This is a genomic window from Trueperaceae bacterium, assembly GCA_023954415.1.
In the GTDB taxonomy this organism is placed as follows: domain Bacteria; phylum Deinococcota; class Deinococci; order Deinococcales; family Trueperaceae; genus JAAYYF01.
Window position 1 is genome coordinate 280833 of sequence record JAMLIB010000003.1, and the last position, 17263, is coordinate 298095.

The window sequence follows — 17263 nt, forward strand, 5'->3', positions numbered from 1 at the left end:
GACGGGCCCGGCCCTGGTAGGTCTTGCGGTCGCTTGGCGGCCCCCGGTCGGTCGTGCGGCCGCCTGGCGGGGCCGACCGGGCTCAGCGGGAGAACTCTGCCTCGGCCGCCCTCAGCCGCCGCGTGAGAAGAGGCGCACGATCACGAGCAGCACTATGGCGCCGACGACGGCGACCAGGAGGCTGTACAGGTTGAAGCCGGTGACGCCGAGGCCGCCGAACTGGTTGAACAGCCAGCCGCCGAGGAAGGCGCCGATGACGCCTACGACGATGTTGGTGAGGAGGCCTTTCCCGGAGCCGGTGATGGCACCCGCGATCCAGCCTGCCAGCGCGCCGAAGATGATCCATAGCAAGATGTTCACCTAGGTGACTCCTTTCCGGCGCGGTCGCGGTTCGACCGGCGCTCGACAAAGGTAGCAGCAGGGAAGGGGTCTGCCTGGTACGGATGACCTACCTGACCCGTTAAGTGCGGGGCTCCGCCAGGCCTCTTGCCCGTAGCCGGCGACCGCGCGCGCTTGCCGGTGGCGCCTGCCGCCCGGGGGTGATCAGGTCTCGGCCCCTCCCCCGCGTCCGTCGGGCCGCCCGCCAGACTCGACCGTTCCGGCGTCCGGCTCGAAGGTCAACGCCACCGAGTTGATGCAGTAGCGCAGCCCTGTCGGTTCCGGACCGTCGGGGAAGACGTGGCCGAGGTGCGCGCCGCACGTGGCGCACCGCACCTCGATGCGGTGCATGCCGTGGCTGAGGTCCTCGGAGCTCGTGACGCGGCCTTGCGCCGCTATCTCGGAGAAGCTCGGCCACCCGCAGCTCGAGTGGAACTTGGCGCCCGACTCGAAGAGCAGCGCGCCGCACACGACGCAGTGGTAGTCGCCCGCGGCGAAGTGGTCCCAGAACTCGCCCGTGAACGGCGCCTCGGTGCCGGCCTCTTGGGTGACGCGCCAGGCCAGGGGGGTGAGGCGGTCGCGCAGGTCCCGAGCCGTTTCGGCGCGGTCGCGCGTGGTGCCGTCGCGTTCGCCCGCGACGGGTCGGTCGTCGTTCGGCAACTCGCTCATGGGCCGAGTCTACGCGCGCTCGCCGGCTTCGGCTGTGTCCGCGCTTTCGGCGAGCCGGCGCCGCGTTCGGCGAGCCGGTTGGCCTCTTCCACGCTGTGTCCGCGCGCTCGGCGCGCCGGCGTGGCGCGCGGACCGCGCCCGGCGTGGCGCTCGTCGTGCCGCGCGGATGCCGGCGTTATGCTCCTGCGGTGGCCACGGGTAGGCGAGTGAGTGAGGGCGTGACGGCAGGCACTCGACCGGGCGGCAGACCGGCCGCTCCCGAGGTCGACGGCCTCGCGCGGGTGCTCGTAGCCGTCCCGCCGGAGTACGGGGCGCTGGTCATGGCGACCGGCATCGTGGCGTTCGCCTGCGCCGGCATAGGGCTGCGCGCCGTCGCACTGGCCCTGACCTGGCTCAACGTCGTCATGTTCTTGGTGCTCGCGTGCGTCTTCGCCGCACGGCTCGCCCTCGCGCGGCGGCGTACGTCCCAGGAGTTCGTCGACCATGCCCGCGGCCCGGGCTACTTCACATGGGTGGCCGCTACCTGCGTCCTCGCCAGCCAGGTCGCGACCTTCCTCGGAGCGGCCAACGTCGCCCGCGCCCTGCTGGCCGTGGCCGCCGCCGCCTGGGTCGGCATCACCTACGGCTTCTTCGCGGCCGTGACGCTACGACGCGCCAAGCCGCGCCTGGAGGCGGCGCTGAGCGGCTCATGGCTCCTCGCGGTGGTAGCGACCCAGGCCGTCGCCTTGCTCGCGGTCCAGGTCGGGGGAGAGGGGTTGGCAGTCGTCCGGGCGGGGGGCGCCGACCAGAGCGGGATGGGCGCGGACCTGGTCTTCGGGGGCTTGTGCCTCTTCCTGGCCGGCACGGTCCTGTACTTGCTGATCATCGGCCTGATCTTCTACCGCTTCACGTTCCTGCGGATCGAGGCGAGCCAGCTCGCGGCGCCGTACTGGATCAACATGGGCGCGTTGGCGATAACCACGTTGACGGGCGCGACGCTGTTGACGGAGCCTGGCCCCGAGCCGCTCTGGAGCTCCGTGAGGCCCTTCCTCCTAGGCTTCACCCTCCTCTTCTGGGCGTTCGGGAGCTGGTGGATCCCGCTACTCGTCGTGTTCGGGGCGTGGCGCCACTTGGTGGCCAAGTATCCGCTGCGTTACGCCCCAGAGTACTGGGGGCTCGTCTTCCCGCTCGGCATGTACGGCGTCGCTTCCCGGCAGCTTGCCGCGCACGTCGGGATCGGCCTCATGGAAAGCGTCGCCTCGCTCTTCGCCTGGGTGGCCCTGGCGGCTTGGGCGGCGACCTTCCTCGGCCTCCTGCTGACGCTCATGACGGCGAGCCGCCGCCGGGCCGCGGCCTGAACGCGGCGCGGCGTATCATCAGACGCACATGCGATCGTATAGAGGCGTCGAGCCTCCACATGGCCTACGCCGGCGTGCTCGCGCCAAGCGTGCTCGTCTGCCTACCTGGCTGCCCCCGCACGCCAGGTGCCTGGCGTGGGAGGAGGGGTGATGGACAACGTTCCCGTGTGGGGTACGAACGACTGGGAGGTGCTCCCGCAGCTCGAGGGCGATGCGGAGGCGGACGTCTGCGTCATCGGGCTCGGCGGCTCCGGCTTGAGCGCCGCGCGTGAGCTCAGGGCGCTCGGGCGCAGCGTCGTCGGGGTCGACGCCGGCAGCGTTGCGGGCGGTGCGGCGGGGCGCAACGGCGGCTTGCTGCTTGCCGGCCTGGCGGCCTTCCATCACGACGCGCGCGCCAGGCTCGGCGCGGAGCGCGCCGTGGCGCTCTACCGCGCGACGCTGGTGGGCGTGGAGACCGAGCTCGCGGCGGCCGGCCGGAGCGCGCGCCGCGTCGGCTCGCTGCGCATCGCGGTCGACGCCGCCGAGGAGGCCGACTGTGAGGAGCAGTACGCCGTCATGCGCGCCGATGGGCTGCCCGTCGAGCGGTACTCCGGCCCCGAGGGGGTAGGGCTGCTCTTCCCGGACGACGCGGTGTTCGACCCGCTCGCGCGCTGCCGGCGCCTGGCGCGCCTCGCGCTCGAGGCCGGCGCCAGGCTCTTCGAGCGCAGCCCGGTCGTCGAGTTGAGCGGGAGGCGCGTGCGCACCGTCATGGGCAGCGTCGCGTGCGGGGCGGTCGTCGTCGCCGTCGACGGTCGGCTGGTCAGGCTCCTGCCCGAGTTGGCCGGCGAGGTCAAGGACGTGCGCCTCCAGATGCTCGCCACCGCCCCGACGAGCGAGGTGAGCCTGCCGCTCCCCGTCTACCGCAGGTACGGCTACGAGTACTTCCAGCAGCTTCCGGACGGCCGCGTGGCGCTGGGCGGCTTCCGTGACCGCGGCGGGGACGCCGAGTGGACGGACGCCGCCGAGCCGTCGGAGTTGGTGCAGGGGCTGCTGGAGGCGTACTTGCGCGACGGTCTCGGGGTGAGCGCGCCGATAACCCATCGTTGGGCCGCGACCGTCGGCTACACCGACACCCTCCTGCCCGTAGCCAGGGAGGCGCGCCCGGGGGTATGGGCCATCGGTGGCTACAGCGGCACGGGCAACGTCGTTGGCGCCGTGCTTGGGCGCGCCGCCGCGCGCCGCGCGCTCGGGCTCCCCTCGGCCGAGTGGGACCTGTTCGCGGCGTAGCGCCGCCGCGTCAGGCGCCTTCGCGGGGGAGCCGTGCCCACAGCGGCCAGGCCTCGAGCTCCTTGCCCAGCGTCCGCCACTGGGGGAGGTGGCGAGTCATGAGCGCCTTGAAGCGGGGCCCGTGATCGGCCACCAGCAGGTGGGCGAGCTCGTGGACCACCACGCACTCCAGGAGGGCCGGGCGCCGCTTGGCGAGCTCGAGGTTGAACCAGAGGCGGCCGGCAACTGGGTTGCAGCTGCCCCAGCGCGTGGACATGCGCTTGATGCCGACCGCGGCCGCCCTCACCCCGAGCTCCTGCTCCCGGGCGGCGACGAGCGGCGCCAGGTCGGCGGCCAGCTCGCTTCGGTAGAACCGCGCGAAGGCTCGCTCCAGGACGTCGCGCCCAGCGTCCGGCGGCGCGAGGAGGAGGATGCGGTCGTCCTCGGTCAGGATGCGCACGCGGTTGCCGGCACGCTGGTCCTGGCGAGCGAGCGCGTAGGGGACCCCCCGTAGGTAGTGCGTCTCGCCCGGCAGGTAGCGCGCGGCGCCCCCGGCGGCGAGCTCGGCGAAGCGCTGCCGGTGCCCCTCGATCCAGGCGCTCCGTTCCGACACGAGGTCGGCGAGGTCGCGCAGCGTGGCGCGGGCCGGCGCGGTGAGCCGCACACGCCCGTCGGGCGGGTAGACCCGCAAGGTGACGCGCTTGACGCGTCGCCTGACGAGCTCCACCTCGTGGCCGGCGAGCCTCACCATGGTGCTCGGGCCACGGCCGGTCGTCGTAGAGGGTCTGACGGGCATGCGGCCACTCTCGCACGCGCCGCGGGCGCCTGCCTACCTGCGGCGGACGGCAGCGCAGTAGACTGCCAACTGGCTCCGCCCGCGGTGGGCCGCGGGGCGCGGAGCCTGCGGAGGTCAAGGTGTCGCAACCGAGATGGTACTTGCCCAGGCCGCGACCGACCCCCTTGGTCGTGTCTTCCAGGGTCTTCGTCAAGGCCTTCCATAGTCTCGCCGTCATCGTCTTCGCCGCGGCTGCCTGCTACCTCATCTACTGCGGCGTCACCGGCACGCGGGACGCCATCATGGTGTGGGCGCTAGTCGCGGTCGCCATCGAGACCGCCGTCTACGTCGGCTTCGGCCGCAAGTGCCCCCTGACCATGCTGGCCAGGTGGCTTGGTGACGAGGGCGGTCACGACTACCTCTTCGAATGGCTCCTCGGGACGCGCAACATCGGTCTCGTGTCGCGCTCGCTGGCCGGCCTGGCCGCGATCGGCGTGCTGCTCATCATCATCGGCAGCATCAGACAGGCGCTGGCCTGACGACGTCGGAGCAACTAACTTGACATACTAACGCTCAGGTTCTATGATCCTGGCACAGTGGCGGTGGCGTAGGTCCAAGACGCGCCGGCCAACCGGGTCACCCGTACTACCTACGCGAACAGTCGAGCGTCCGCCACGGAAAGGGACACCATGGCACTGGTCAAGAGCACGCTACGCAACCGTCCCGTTGCCCGCTACATAGCCCCCATGGGCGGGATGGACGACTTCTTCCAGCAGTTCGAGAACATGCTGCAACCGTTCGCGCCCCGCGGTGAGGCCGGCTACTTCCCGACCCCGTTCCCGCTCGACCTCTACGAGAGCGGCGACGATGTCGTCCTGGAGATGGCCGTCCCCGGGCTCAAGCCCGAACAGCTCGACATCAGCCTCGAAGGCCGTCAACTCAGCATCCGCGGGACGGTTCCCGAGGTCGAGGAAGGCGACGGCGAGGGGGGCGGTCGGCGCTACTGGTCGCGCGGCATCGTGCGCGGCGAGTTCCAACGCACCGTCACCATCCCGGCCGGCGTCGACCCGGAGAAGATAACGGCGCGCGTCGACCAGGGCCTCCTGGTCCTCACGATGCCGAAGGCCGTCGAGGCCAAGGCGCGCAGGATCGCCGTCCAGGCCCAGTAGGACTCGCCGGAACGCTCAGAGCGACGTGACCAGGCCGCCGTCCACCAGCAAGCTGACGCCGGTCACGTAGGACGAGGCGTCCGAGGCGAGGAAAGCGGCCACGCGCCCGAACTCCTCGACGGTCCCGATGCGACCGAGGGGGATGGCCGCGACGGACCGAGCGCGCGCCGCTTCGAGGCTGATGCCCTCCCTCTCGGACGCCTTGCCGTCCAGCTCCCGGATGCGCGGCGTGTCGATACGGCCGGGCGATACCACGTTCACCCTGATCCCCTCGCCGGCCAGGTTGGTGGCGAGGTCCTTGCATAGCGCCTGCACCGCGGGCCGGTAGGCGTTGGACAGGGTCAGGTTCTTGATGGGCGCGCGCACGCTCGACGAGCCGATGACGACGATGGAGCCTCCGCCGGCCGAGCGCATGTGGGGAAGCGCCAGGCGCACCGAACGCACCACGCTCATCAAGGTGAGCTCGAAGGCCTGGGCCCAGGCCGCGTCCGTCAGTGTGTCGAACCCGCCGGCGGGCGGCCCGCCGGCGTTGCCAACGAGCACGTCGATGCCACCGAGCTCCGCCGCCACCGCCGCGAACAGCCGCTCCAGGTCCGCACCGTCGGCGACGTCGCACTGGAAGCCGGTCACGCTTTCGTTGCCCGTCGCTTCGGCGATCTCGCCGGCCACGACCCGGGCGCGCTCGAGCGATCGTCCGCAGATGGCGACCCGGGCGCCTTCGCCGGCCAAGGCGGTGGCCGTGCCGCGGCCGAGGCCGCTCGTTCCCGCGAGGACGAGCGCCCTCTTGCCTGTCAGTCCAAGGTTCATCTTCGCCTCCGTAACTCGTTGAGCACGAGATCATCACAGCCTAGCCCCCGGCGGGCGCCTCGGTGGCGGTGAGGAGCGGTAGACCCGGCCACCCCCGACCCGGCCCCGACCGCCCGGGCCGCGGCCGACGGCCTCGCCGGGTTGGACGGTACCGGATGGTACGGTCGCGTTGCCCTTCGGCGACGACCGCTAATCGTTACGGAGTTTCGCCTGGGAGTAGTGCCCATCGGATGGTCGCTCGGGGTGTATGCTAGTAACCGAGCCTTCAGTTGGAAGACTCGCGTCAAAAGTCTGGTTCGGAAGAGCAAGCGATAGGAGATTCCCATGGCATTGACAGAAGTGATCGTGCTGATCCCCGAGGAGCGCGTAGGCGATTTCTACCGTGTCGTCGGAGCCTGGATGGGCGGCGCCAACCTCGTCGACGAGTCGAACGTCGGGCGCGGCCGTCGGCGCAACAACCCCAGCTCCACCCCGCTGGTGCTGTCCAACAGCAGCCGGTACTACCCGCTTCACCGCCACCTCGCCAACGTGAGCAAGGACACCAAGTCCTACGAGATGAGCTTCGACGAGATCACGACGGTCATGGGCGACAGGCTGCCGAAGTCCGCCGAGGACCACCGCGCGTGGTGGGCGAACACGGAATCGCACTCGCAGGCGCTCGCCTGGATCTCGGCCGGCTGGAAGGTCGACGGCGTCGACCTCGTAGGTCGCCTCATCCACTTCACGCGCCCCAAGTAATCACTCTCGACGGCCAGGGGGATCTTTCCGCCGCACCGATGGCGTGAAAGCGAGAGCCCGGGCACCATGGAGTTGGTGCCCGGGCTCTCGCTCGCGTTCGACAGGTCGTCGCGTCGGATGATCCGGCTCGTACGGGACGCGCGGCTGATTGCCGCTCAGGCGTACCCCGGCCGCAGCCTCTCGAGGTAGAGCTTGCGGAACTTCGCGACCTTCGGCGCGATGACGGCCGCGCAGTAAGGCTGCCGCGGGTTACGTGCGAAGTAGTCGTCGTGGTACTCCTCGGCCGGGTAGAAGTTCGTGAGAGGTTGGAGCTCGGTCACGATGGGGGCGTCGTACATGCCCGAGTCGGCCACCTCGCGTAGCACGGCCTCGGCCGTCCTACGTTGTTCCTCGTCCTGGTAGAAGACGGCCGAGCGGTACTGGGTACCGATGTCGTTGCCCTGCCTGTCCTTGGTCGTCGGGTCGTGCATGGTGAAGAACACGCGCAGGATGTCGGCGTAGGAGACGACGCTCGGGTCGAACACGAGGCGCACGACCTCGGCATGCCCGGTCCTGCCCGTGCAGACCTGCTCGTAGCTCGGGTCGGCCACCGTGCCGCCCGAGTAGCCGGATTGCACGCTCTCGATGCCGTTCAGGCCGGTGAAGATCGCTTCCATGCACCAGAAGCAGCCTCCGGCCAGTACCGCGGTCGACGTTCTCTCGCTCATGCCCTTCACCCTAATCCCGTCCGCGCTCACGCCCAGTCGCGCAAGAACTCGACGAACAGCCGCACGCCGTAACCGGTGGCGCCCGGCGTCAGGTAGCCGCGGCCCTTGGGGTTCTCGATCAGCCCCATGCCCGCCATGTCGACGTGCGCCCACGGGTACTCCGTGAACGCCTGCAGGAAGGCGGCCGACGTGCCGATGCCGCCCTTCGCGCCTCCACTGTTCTTGAGGTCCGCGACCTTCGACTCGATGGCTGCGCGGTACTCGGGGAAGAGGGGCATCGGCCACACGCGCTCGCCGGTAGCTTCCGACGCGGTCTCGATCCTGGCCCGCAACGTCGGATCCGTGAAGAAGAGCGATGCCGCCACGCCCTCGCCGAGCGCAGTGGCGCTCGCGCCGGTGAGGGTCGCGATGTCGATCACGGCGGCGGGGGCGTACCCCTTGGCGTGCACGAGCGCGTCTGCGAGAGCAAGGCGCCCCTCCGCGTCCGTCGAGATGACCTCGACCGAAAGCCCGTTGCCGGCGACGAGCACGTCGGAAGGCCGGTACGCCGCCCCGTCGGGCATGTTCTCGACGCACGGGGCGAGCCCAAGGACGCGCACGTTCAGGTCGAGCTCGGCGACCGTCTGCATCGCCCCTATGACGGCGGCGGCGCCCGACATGTCCGACTTCATCGGGACCATGCCGTCGCGCGTCTTCAGGGAGAGGCCGCCGGAGTCGAACGTGACGCCCTTGCCGACGAGGACGACGAGCGGCAGGTCCGTACGCGCCTCGTTGTGCGCCAGCTCGATGAACCTTGGCTCGAGGGCGCTGCCCTTGGCGACGGCGAGGAAGGCGCCCATGCCGCGCTCCTCCGCCCAGGCGCGGTCGCCGATCGTCACGCGCAGGCCCGTGCGCTCGGCCATGGCCGCCGCCGCATCCGCCAGGTACTCGGGCGTGGCATGGACGGGCGGGAGGTTGACGAGGTCGCGGGCGAGGGCGACGCCGCGGGCTATAGCCGCCGCGGCCGCGGCGCCTTCCCGGACCTGCGGCAGGTGGCCGCCGTCCAGTTCGACGAGCGCGACCTGGGTGAGGGCCCGCTCCGGCGCCTGGTCCTGGGCGCGCCACCCGCCGAAGCGGTAGCTCGCGAGCAGCGCGCCCTCCAACGTGGCCTGCGCCGCCTCGCCCGCGACCAGCCCGCCCCCGCCTGCGCCGTGGACGAGCGAGGCCAAGGTGGAGGCGCCCAGCTCGCGCGCCTTGGCCGCTGCCGCCGCGGACGCGCGCCGCACCGCCTCCAGGCCGAAGGATGTGCGGCTCCCGAGCCCCGCGACGATGACGCGCGGCGCTACGACGCCGCCCGACGGGTAGAGGACGGTGACCTCGCCGAGCTTCCCGGTGACGTCGCCGCTCGCGATCAGGCGGGAGATGGTGCCCCCCATGGCGGCGTCGACCGCGCCCGTCGCCCCGGTCGGGGCGGCCACGCCGGCGAACAGGTTGACCACGATGGCGTCCGCGGCGACGTCCTGGATCTTGCCGCTGATCACCTCGCTGGCCGGAAGCGTGCCTAGGCCGAGGCGCGGCGTGCGCCGGTCGCTGAAGTGGTCCGTCATGTTCCCTCCTGGGGCGCTCGAAGCGCCGAGGCCGGCCATGCTAACGCCGCCGGTCGCCGGTCGTTTGCATTCTGATCGGCGGCCGTCTATAGTCTCCCAATCGCTGGTCGTATGGCAGTGTGAAAACGTATCACCATCCGAGATGACGCGCTATCGCAGATAGCGACGCTGCTCGAGATAGCGGCGGTACTACCAGGGAAGGAGGCGGACATGAACCAGTACGTGATCCAGTCGGCCCTACGCACGCTCCAGGTCCTCCTGGCGTTCGGGAAGCCTCCGCACCGCTTCGGGCTATCCGATCTGATGCTAGTGACACCGTTCGAGAAGAACCAGCTCTACCGCTCGCTAAGGACCCTCGAGGCCGCCGGCTTCATCGTGGCGGACAGTGGCGGTCGCTACACCGTCACCCCCGTCGTCAACGTCCTCAGCGCCGCCAGCGCCCACGGGCGCCCGTTGACGCTCGTCGAGGTCGCGTCGCCGCATCTGGACGCCCTCGCCGAGGAGACGGGGGAGGCCATCAACCTCAACGTGCTCGCCGGCGACCAGGCCGTGTGCCTCGACCGGCGCGAGAGCCCCCACCGCGTGCGGCTCGCGTCCGTCCTCGGCCAGGCGTACCCATTGCACGCCGGGGCTGGTCCCAAGGCCATCCTCGCCTTCCTCGACGAGGAGCTGCGCGCCCAGGTCCTGCGGAAGCTCGATACCTACCCCAGCTACACCGCCACCACGCAGCGCGACCCCGCGTTGCTCGCGCGCGAGCTGGAACTCACGCGCGAGCGCGGCTACTCGATCAGCGACGGGGACTTCGACGATAACGCCAAGGGGATCGGAGCGCCCGTCTTCGACGGTCCCGGTCAGGTCGTAGGCGCGATCAGCATCGGAGGACCGTCTTTCCGCGTCGGCGAGGAAGAGCTGACGCGCTACACGCCGCTCATCATCCGGGTAGCCAAGGCCATCTCCAACGGCCTCGGGTACTCGGGGTGAGGAAGTTCAAGGAGGACCGCATGCCCCCGATCCGTGTCCGCTTCAAGCTCCTCAGGTTGCTGACCGCGCTGCTGGCGTCCATGGCCGTCGTCGTCGCGAGCGCGCAGGACCACGACCCCAACGGGTCGCTCACCTTCGCGACCAACGCCGACCCGACGCTCAACCCGTGGAACGCCTCCGCGGTCATCGAGTCCAACCTCATCAACACGATCCTGTTCGACCAGCTCGTGCGCTACGACCCGACCGACCTCCGCCCCGCCCCGGGTCTGGCCGAGAGCTGGGAGACGGCGGCCGACGGCCTCTCCTGGACGTTCCACCTGCGCCCCGAGGCCAAGTGGTCCGACGGCGTGCCGTTCACGGCCGACGACGTCGTCTTCACCTTCAACGACGTCGTCCTCAACAAGGACCTCGGAGCGCGGAGCGCCTCGGGCTTCGCGCCCGTCGACCGCGTCGTCAAGGTCGACGATCACACCGTCGTGTTCGAACTGAACCGCCCGTTCTCCTCCTTGCCCTACTTCCTCGCCTACTACGCCGGGATGATCCCCGCGCACGTCCTTGGCGACGCCGAGAACCCCCTCACGGTGGCCTCGTTCAACAAGGGCAACCCCGTGGTCACGGGCCCGTACCGCGTCGGCGAGTTCGTGCCGGGCGCCTACGTCAAGCTCGTGCCGAACGAGAACTACTGGGGGCCGGCGCCCAAGCTCGCGTCCATCACCTTCAACATCATCCCCGACGGCAACGCTCAGATCGCGCAGCTCCTGGCCGGCGGGCTCGACATGGTCTCGATCACGAACCCTGCGCTACTCGCGGGCGTGGCGAACAACCCCAACCTCGAGGTCATCAGGCAGAGCCAGAACATCTGGTACTTCGTGGCGCTCAACCTCAACGACGAGCGTTTCCAGGACGTGCGCGTGCGGCAGGCGCTCCTCAGCGCCATCGACCGCCCGGCCATCATCGACGCCGTCCTCGAAGGTTACGGCGTGGTCGCCACCGGCCCCATCGCCCCGCTGCAGCAGGCCCTCTACGACGACGACGTCGCGCAGTGGCCCTTCGATCCCGAGAGGGCCAAGGAGCTCCTGGCGGAGGCCGGCTGGACGCCCGGCCCTGACGGCGTGCTCCAGAAGGACGGCCAGCGCTTCGTCATCGACATGCCCACCGGGCAGTACGGCTACCTCGTGCCCTCCACGCTTCTCGTGCAGCAGTACTGGCAGGACATCGGCGTAGAGGCCAACGTCGAGACCATCGAGTGGAACGCCTTCATCCAGAAGGCCGTCGTGAACCGCGACTACGACGCCATGCTCGCCTGGTGGAGCACCCCGCCGACCCCGGACCAGTCGAGCTACTTCGCCTCCTCGAGCGCCGTCACGGGCAACAACATCCCGGACTACCGCGATCCCGTCCTCGACGAGATCTGGGAGCGCGGCCGCGCCGCCACCAGCCAGGACGAGCAGGTCGCCGTCTACCGCGAGGCGCAGGAGCGCATGGCGGAACAGCTGCCCTACCTCTTCCTCTGGTACCCCGACATGATCGCCGTGCAGAACAAGCGCATCGGCGGGATGCACGACATCAACAGCGCCGCGAACTTCCAGTACTCCTTCGACTGGTACGTTACGCGCTGAAGCCGCCGAGGAGCCGTAGATGACCGCGTTCATCGTCCGCAGGGTGCTCATGGGCGCGGTCGTCTTGTGGCTCGTGTCGGTCGTGACATTCTTCCTCATCCACCTCGCGCCGGGCGGCCCGTCGGCGGCCATCAGCTTCGACAGCACCGCCGAGCAGCGTGACGCGCTCTTCAAGCAGTTCGGCCTCTACGACCCGCCCCTCGTGCGCTACGGGAAGTGGCTCGCCGGCACGGTGCGAGGCGACCTAGGGGTGAGCTACAACCAGGGCCTCCCCGTCGGCCGGCTCCTCATGCAGCGCCTGCCCAACACGCTCACGTTGGGGCTCGCCGCCCTCGTCACCGCCACGCTCCTCGGTCTGCTGCTCGGGACCCTGGCGGCGGTCTACCGCAACGGCTGGGTCGACCACGTCGTCAGCACGATCTCCACGCTCGGCATGTCGATCCCCGGCTTCTGGCTGGGGATCGTCGCCATCATCCTCTTCGCCGTCGAGTTGCGCTGGCTGCCCGCTTCCGGCATCGTCAGCGCCAGCGGCGCAGGGAGCCTCGTCGACCGCCTGAGCCACCTCGTGCTGCCGGCCGGCGTGCTGGCCTTCACGCTCATGCCCAACGTCGTGCGCGTAACGCGTTCGGCGCTGCTCGAGGTGAACCGCGCCGACTACGTGCGCACCGCCAAGGGCAAGGGCCTGGCTCCCGGCACGGTCCTCTTCAAGCACGCCTTCAAGAACGCGCTCGTCCCCGTCCTCGCCGTCCTCGGCCTCGTGACCACCGCGCTCTTCTCCGGCTCCGTCGTCATCGAGAGCGTGTTCGGCTGGCCGGGGCTCGGGCGCCTCGCCATCGAGGCGGCGAACGGACGCGACTACCCCGTCATCCTCGGCGCAACGCTCCTGGCGGGCCTCATCGTCGTGGTCGTCAACCTGCTCGTCGACCTCCTGTACGCCGCCGTCGACCCGAGGATCCGCCATGAGTGACGCGCCGGGCTCGCTCGTAGCGGAGAGCAGGAACGACGCGCGCAGAGCGCGGCGGCTGCGCTTCTGGCGGCACGTGCGGCGCCAGCCCCTTGGCGTGATCGCCCTCGCCGTGCTCGTCCTGCTCGCCGCCGCCGTCTGGCTCGGACCGCTCGTCTACCGGACGGCGCCCAACCGCACGGACGCCCGCAACATCCTCAAGGCCCCGACCATCACGCACCCGCTCGGCACCGACGAGCTCGGCCGCGACGTGCTCGCGCGCGTGCTCGCCGGAGGGCGCGTCTCGCTCAGCGTCGGCCTGCTCGCCATGGTCGTCGGCCTCGCCATCGGCATGGTGGCCGGCGGCCTCGCCGGCTACTTCCGCGGCCGCGTCGAGGTCGTCGTCATGCGCCTCGTCGACGTGTTCATGGCCATCCCCAACTTCTTCCTCATCCTGGTCGTCGTCACGGCCTTCGGCAACCATCCTGTCACCGTCATCGTCACGGTCGGCATCGGCTTCTGGGCCCAGATGGCCAGGGTCGTGCACGCCGAGTTCGTCAAGGTCAGGGGCTTCGAGTTCGTCGAGGCCGCCCGCGCCTTGGGCGCCACCCACCCGCGCACCATGCTCAGGCACGTCATGCCGCAGGTCGCGCCCCAGGCGATCGTCCTCGCGTCGCTCGGGGTCGGGTGGGCCATCCTCACCGAGGCGGGCCTGTCGTACCTAGGCCTAGGCATCCAGCCGCCCCTCGCCTCTTGGGGCAACATGCTCCAGAACGCCCAGTCGTACCTCTGGCTCAAACCGGAGCTCGCCATCTACCCGGGCCTGTTCATCGCCGTGACGGTGCTGGCCTTCAACGTGCTCGGCAACGCGCTGCGCGACGTGTTCGACCCGCGCGGCTAGAGGCGCCCCGACCAAGGAGATCCGATGCAGAAGAAACGTTACGACGGCTACAAATCGTTCCAGTACCTCGAGCCTGGAGTCGACTACAAGGAGTTCGAGCTCGCCGCGGTGGTGAACCGCGTGCCGTCGAAGCAGGTGGAGGTGACGCCCGCCGAGGAGGAGCGGGTGAAACGCCTCTTCCAGGAGAAGCTCATGATCTCGCTCCACGACCACTGCTTCGTGGCGCCGAAGGACCTGCGCCAGTTCTTCGAGTTCCGCAGGTGGGGCCGCGACTTCACCGGCTACGAGGGGCTGGCCGTGAGCGGCCTCGACGCCGTGTTCGACAACATGATGGACGGCACCGCCATGGTCCACTCCCGCGGCGGCTGGAAGTGGGACGACGTCATCACCGACATCGGCCTGCGCCTCTCCGACATCGCCCACCAGGACATGGTCGAGCTCTGCACCACGACCGAGCAGATCGTCAGGGCCAAGGCCGATGGCAAGATCGCCTTCATCATCAGCATCGAAGGCGCAGCCATGATCGAGAACGAGCTCGACCGCCTCGACGTCCTCTACGGCCTCGGCGTGCGCTGCATCGGCATCGCGTACAGCGAGGGCAACGCCCTCGGCGCCGGCCTCAAGGAGCCGCGCGACGGCGGCCTCACCGCCTTCGGCCGCAAGGCCGTCGAGCGCATGAACAAGCTTGGCCTCGCCATCGACGTGAGCCACTCGGGCGACGTCACCGCCATGGACACGATCGAGCTCTCCAGCAAGCCCGTCTTCATCACGCACGCCGGCGCTCGCAGCCTGTGGGACTCGAGGCGCCTGAAGCCGGACGACGTCATCAAGGCCTGCGCCGCCAAGGGCGGGGTCATCGGCATCGAGGCCGCGCCCCACACCACCATCACGAGGAACCGGCCCCGTCACACCATCGAGTCGTTCATGGAGCACTTCGAGTACTGCGTCGACCTGGTCGGCATCGACCACGTCGCGTTCGGCCCCGACGTCCTCTTCGGCGACCACGTCGGCCTGCACACGACGCTCACGGAGGCCCTCTCGATCGGGGCGTCGCGCGGCCAGCTCGAGTACCCGCGCGTCGAGTTCGTCGACGGGCTCGAGAACCCCTCCGAGGCGTTCCCGAACATCGTGCGCTGGCTCGTCAAGCACGGCTACAGCGACGACGACATCGGCAAGGCGGTCGGCGGCAACGTCATGCGCGTCCTCAAGGCGACGTGGGCGAGGTGAGCGCTCCGGGCACCGGCAGGGCCGAGGAGGCGCCCACCACGCGCAGGCTCGAGATCAACGGCGCCACGTTGGCGGTCGACGACAGCGCGCTGAGCGACCCGGCGGCGGTGTCCAAGCCGGCGATCATCACGCTGCACGGCGCGCCCGGCATGGGCAGCCGCAGGAACGACTGGGAGGTCTACGCGGCGTTCACGGACCGCTTCCGGGTCGTGAGCTACGACCAGCGCGGCTCCGGGTCAAGCTCCGACACCCCGCCGTACACGCACGAGCAGTTCGCCGCCGACACGGACGTCGTGCGGCGGACGCTCGGCCTGGGCGACAAGGTGGTGATCGCCGGCGGCTCGTACGGCGGCTACCTCGCCCAGGAGTACGCGCTGCGCTACCCCGAGCACGTGAGCGCCGTGGTGCTGCGCGACACGGCCGCGCACTCCGGCCACAAGGGCGAGGCGATGCGCATCGCCCTCGAGAGCCCCTACCCGATGGACGAGGGCGAGCTCGAGCGGCTCTTCGAGGGCAGGACGACGTCCGACGACGACTTCCGGGCCCTCATCGCCATGATCATGCCGCTCTACACGACTACTTACGACCCGGCCCGCGACGCCGAGCAGGTCGCCGCGATGCAGATCCACCACGCCACCCACAACTACGCGTTCGCGCACAACCAACAGGGGTTCGACCTGCGCGACCGCCTGGGCGAGCTGCGCGTGCCCGTGCTCATCACCGTCGGCCGGCACGACTGGATCACGCCGCTCGTCGCGAGCGAGGAGCTCCACGCGCTGATCCCCGGCTCCGAGCTCGTCATCTTCGAGAACAGCGGTCACGGCCCGCAGAACGAGGAGCGCGAGGCGTGGCGCGCCGCCGTGAGGCGGTTCTTGGACCGCGTCGTGCCGGCGTGAGCGGACCGGCGGCGGCCGGGCCCGGACCGGGTCCTGCCGCCGGCCGCTCGACCGGGACCGGCGGAGGCGGGCCAGCCACGTCTGCGCTGGCCCCCATCGGGGCGGCGGAGTACGCGGAGCGCGCCCGGACGGCCTACGCCAGCGCGCAAGGCGCGGCCGGGCGTGGCGCGGACGTCATCGTCCTCTTCGACGACCAGTACATCCAGTACTTCACGGGCTTCGTCTTCAGCCCGACGGAGCGGCCGATAGCGCTGGTCGTCGGGCCGGGCGGGGAGCGCGTCCTCTTCGTCCCACGCCTGGAGCTCGAGCACGCGGAAGCCTTGGCGGACGTCGACCGCGTCGTCGCCTACCCCGAGTACCCCGGCGAGGTACACCCCCTCGAGCTGCTGCTCCGCGAGGTGCGCCGGCTCGGGGTGGGCCGCCGCGCCATCGCCGTCGACCACGACGGCTACCCGCCCGTCATGGGGTACGCCCCGGTGAGGCTCGGCGAGCTGGCCGGCGTCGACGTGGTGAGCTTCAGCGTGACCCTGGACGAGCAGATGGCCCGCAAGTCCGACCACGAGGTCGCCCTGGTGCGCGAGAGCGCCCGCTGGGGCGCGCACGCGCACAGGCTCCTGCAGGCCGGCACCAAACCGGGGCTGACGGAGGACGCCGTCGTCGGGGCCGCCTGCGCGGCGGCCACGCGCGCGATGAACGAGGCCTTCGGCGTGCCGTACCGCCAGCGCAACAAGTGGGTGAGGGGCGCCCTGGCCATCTACCGCGGCCAGATCGGTCCGGCCGGCGCCTTCCCGCACGCCTTGGCGCACGACGCCACGTTCCGGGTCGGCGACACGCTGGTGACGGGCGCGGCGGCGGACGTGTGGGGCTACCTCAGCGAGCTCGAGCGCACGCTGTTCCTGGGCGCGCCGAGCGCCGAGCAGCGGCACTACTTCGACCACATGCTCGCCTTGCAGGACCTCTGCTTCACCGCCATCCGGCCCGGGGCCGCCGCGGCCTCCGTCGACCTCGCGATGCGCGCCTACGTCGACGAGCACTCCTTGTGGCCTCACTGGCGCCATCACGTCGGGCACGGCCTGGGGCAGCGCATCCACGAGAGCCCGTTCCTCGACCTCGGTTACCGGGGGACCATCGAGGCCGGCATGGTCCTCTCCGTCGAGCCGGGCCTGTACGTGCCGGGGCTCGGGGGCTTCCGCCACTCGGACACGGTGCTGGTCACCACGTCGGGCATCGAGCTGCTGACCGACTACCCGCGCGACATCGCGAGCCTGACCCTCGACGTCTGAGG

18 protein-coding genes are annotated in these 17263 nt (G+C 70.4%); 12 read left to right on the forward strand and 6 right to left on the reverse strand.

The annotated features are described in order from the left end of the window. Positions 1 to 111 precede the first annotated feature (111 nt). Positions 112 to 360 (reverse strand): GlsB/YeaQ/YmgE family stress response membrane protein, encoded by a 249-nt coding sequence (locus M9914_05400; GenBank protein ID MCO5173611.1) that lies wholly within the window; start codon positions 358 to 360, stop codon positions 112 to 114. 183 nt (positions 361 to 543) lie between these two features. Beyond that, positions 544 to 1047, reverse strand: coding sequence for a peptide-methionine (R)-S-oxide reductase MsrB (gene msrB, locus M9914_05405; protein MCO5173612.1), 504 nt, complete (start codon positions 1045 to 1047; stop codon positions 544 to 546). A 188-nt stretch (positions 1048 to 1235) separates the two neighbouring features. Here msrB and M9914_05410 point away from each other — a divergent pair, with 188 nt between their 5' ends. Next, positions 1236 to 2384 (forward strand): tellurite resistance/C4-dicarboxylate transporter family protein, encoded by a 1149-nt coding sequence (locus M9914_05410; protein ID MCO5173613.1) that lies wholly within the window; start codon positions 1236 to 1238, stop codon positions 2382 to 2384. A 150-nt stretch (positions 2385 to 2534) separates the two neighbouring features. Beyond that, a complete protein-coding gene (locus M9914_05415) occupies positions 2535 to 3650 on the forward strand; it encodes an FAD-binding oxidoreductase (protein MCO5173614.1) in 1116 nt (371 codons plus the stop codon). 10 nt (positions 3651 to 3660) lie between these two features. On the opposite strand, the gene M9914_05420 is transcribed toward M9914_05415, so the two are convergent. Beyond that, the gene (locus M9914_05420) at positions 3661 to 4425 is read right to left on the reverse strand and encodes a M48 family metallopeptidase (protein ID MCO5173615.1); all 765 of its coding nucleotides are present in this window, start codon (positions 4423 to 4425) and stop codon (positions 3661 to 3663) included. Between the two features lie 119 nt (positions 4426 to 4544). On the opposite strand from M9914_05420, the gene M9914_05425 reads away from it, so the two are divergent. Together M9914_05425 and M9914_05430 are read left to right on the forward strand one after the other, a co-directional pair. After that, on the forward strand, positions 4545 to 4943 hold the full coding sequence (locus M9914_05425; protein ID MCO5173616.1) for a hypothetical protein: 399 nt from the start codon (positions 4545 to 4547) through the stop codon (positions 4941 to 4943). Positions 4944 to 5093: 150 nt separating this feature from the next. Continuing rightward, positions 5094 to 5573 carry an Hsp20/alpha crystallin family protein gene (locus tag M9914_05430; GenBank protein ID MCO5173617.1) on the forward strand — a complete coding sequence of 160 codons (480 nt, stop codon included), beginning with the start codon at positions 5094 to 5096 and terminating at the stop codon, positions 5571 to 5573. A gap of 15 nt (positions 5574 to 5588) precedes the next feature. On the opposite strand, the gene M9914_05435 is transcribed toward M9914_05430, so the two are convergent. Next, positions 5589 to 6380, reverse strand: coding sequence for an SDR family oxidoreductase (locus M9914_05435; GenBank protein MCO5173618.1), 792 nt, complete (start codon positions 6378 to 6380; stop codon positions 5589 to 5591). Between the two features lie 324 nt (positions 6381 to 6704). On the opposite strand from M9914_05435, the gene M9914_05440 reads away from it, so the two are divergent. Then, positions 6705 to 7118 (forward strand): hypothetical protein, encoded by a 414-nt coding sequence (locus tag M9914_05440; GenBank protein ID MCO5173619.1) that lies wholly within the window; start codon positions 6705 to 6707, stop codon positions 7116 to 7118. A 155-nt stretch (positions 7119 to 7273) separates the two neighbouring features. Here M9914_05440 and msrA read toward each other — a convergent pair whose 3' ends face one another. Together msrA and M9914_05450 are read right to left on the reverse strand one after the other, a co-directional pair. Then, positions 7274 to 7825, reverse strand: a complete 552-nt coding sequence (msrA, locus tag M9914_05445; protein MCO5173620.1) for a peptide-methionine (S)-S-oxide reductase MsrA — start codon at positions 7823 to 7825, stop codon at positions 7274 to 7276. A gap of 26 nt (positions 7826 to 7851) precedes the next feature. Then, the gene (locus M9914_05450) at positions 7852 to 9411 is read right to left on the reverse strand and encodes a leucyl aminopeptidase (GenBank protein ID MCO5173621.1); all 1560 of its coding nucleotides are present in this window, start codon (positions 9409 to 9411) and stop codon (positions 7852 to 7854) included. A 210-nt stretch (positions 9412 to 9621) separates the two neighbouring features. Here M9914_05450 and M9914_05455 point away from each other — a divergent pair, with 210 nt between their 5' ends. From M9914_05455 to M9914_05485, 7 genes are read left to right on the forward strand one after another with little or no spacing between them, the layout of a single operon-like run. Then, entirely contained in the window at positions 9622 to 10392 is a 771-nt protein-coding gene (locus tag M9914_05455; protein MCO5173622.1) for an IclR family transcriptional regulator, read from the forward strand. Positions 10393 to 10412: 20 nt separating this feature from the next. Beyond that, complete coding sequence (locus tag M9914_05460) at positions 10413 to 12011, forward strand: ABC transporter substrate-binding protein (GenBank protein ID MCO5173623.1); 1599 nt, start codon at positions 10413 to 10415, stop codon at positions 12009 to 12011. 19 nt (positions 12012 to 12030) lie between these two features. Next, the gene (locus M9914_05465) at positions 12031 to 12978 is read left to right on the forward strand and encodes an ABC transporter permease (protein MCO5173624.1); all 948 of its coding nucleotides are present in this window, start codon (positions 12031 to 12033) and stop codon (positions 12976 to 12978) included. Beyond that, entirely contained in the window at positions 12971 to 13855 is an 885-nt protein-coding gene (locus M9914_05470; GenBank protein MCO5173625.1) for an ABC transporter permease, read from the forward strand. Before M9914_05465 ends, M9914_05470 begins: the two co-directional genes overlap by 8 nt. Positions 13856 to 13879: 24 nt before the next feature. After that, positions 13880 to 15082, forward strand: a complete 1203-nt coding sequence (locus M9914_05475) for a dipeptidase (GenBank protein ID MCO5173626.1) — start codon at positions 13880 to 13882, stop codon at positions 15080 to 15082. Continuing rightward, positions 15079 to 15978, forward strand: coding sequence for an alpha/beta fold hydrolase (locus tag M9914_05480; GenBank protein MCO5173627.1), 900 nt, complete (start codon positions 15079 to 15081; stop codon positions 15976 to 15978). Before M9914_05475 ends, M9914_05480 begins: the two co-directional genes overlap by 4 nt. Beyond that, on the forward strand, positions 15975 to 17261 hold the full coding sequence (locus M9914_05485) for a Xaa-Pro peptidase family protein (protein ID MCO5173628.1): 1287 nt from the start codon (positions 15975 to 15977) through the stop codon (positions 17259 to 17261). Before M9914_05480 ends, M9914_05485 begins: the two co-directional genes overlap by 4 nt. Positions 17262 to 17263 lie beyond the last annotated feature (2 nt).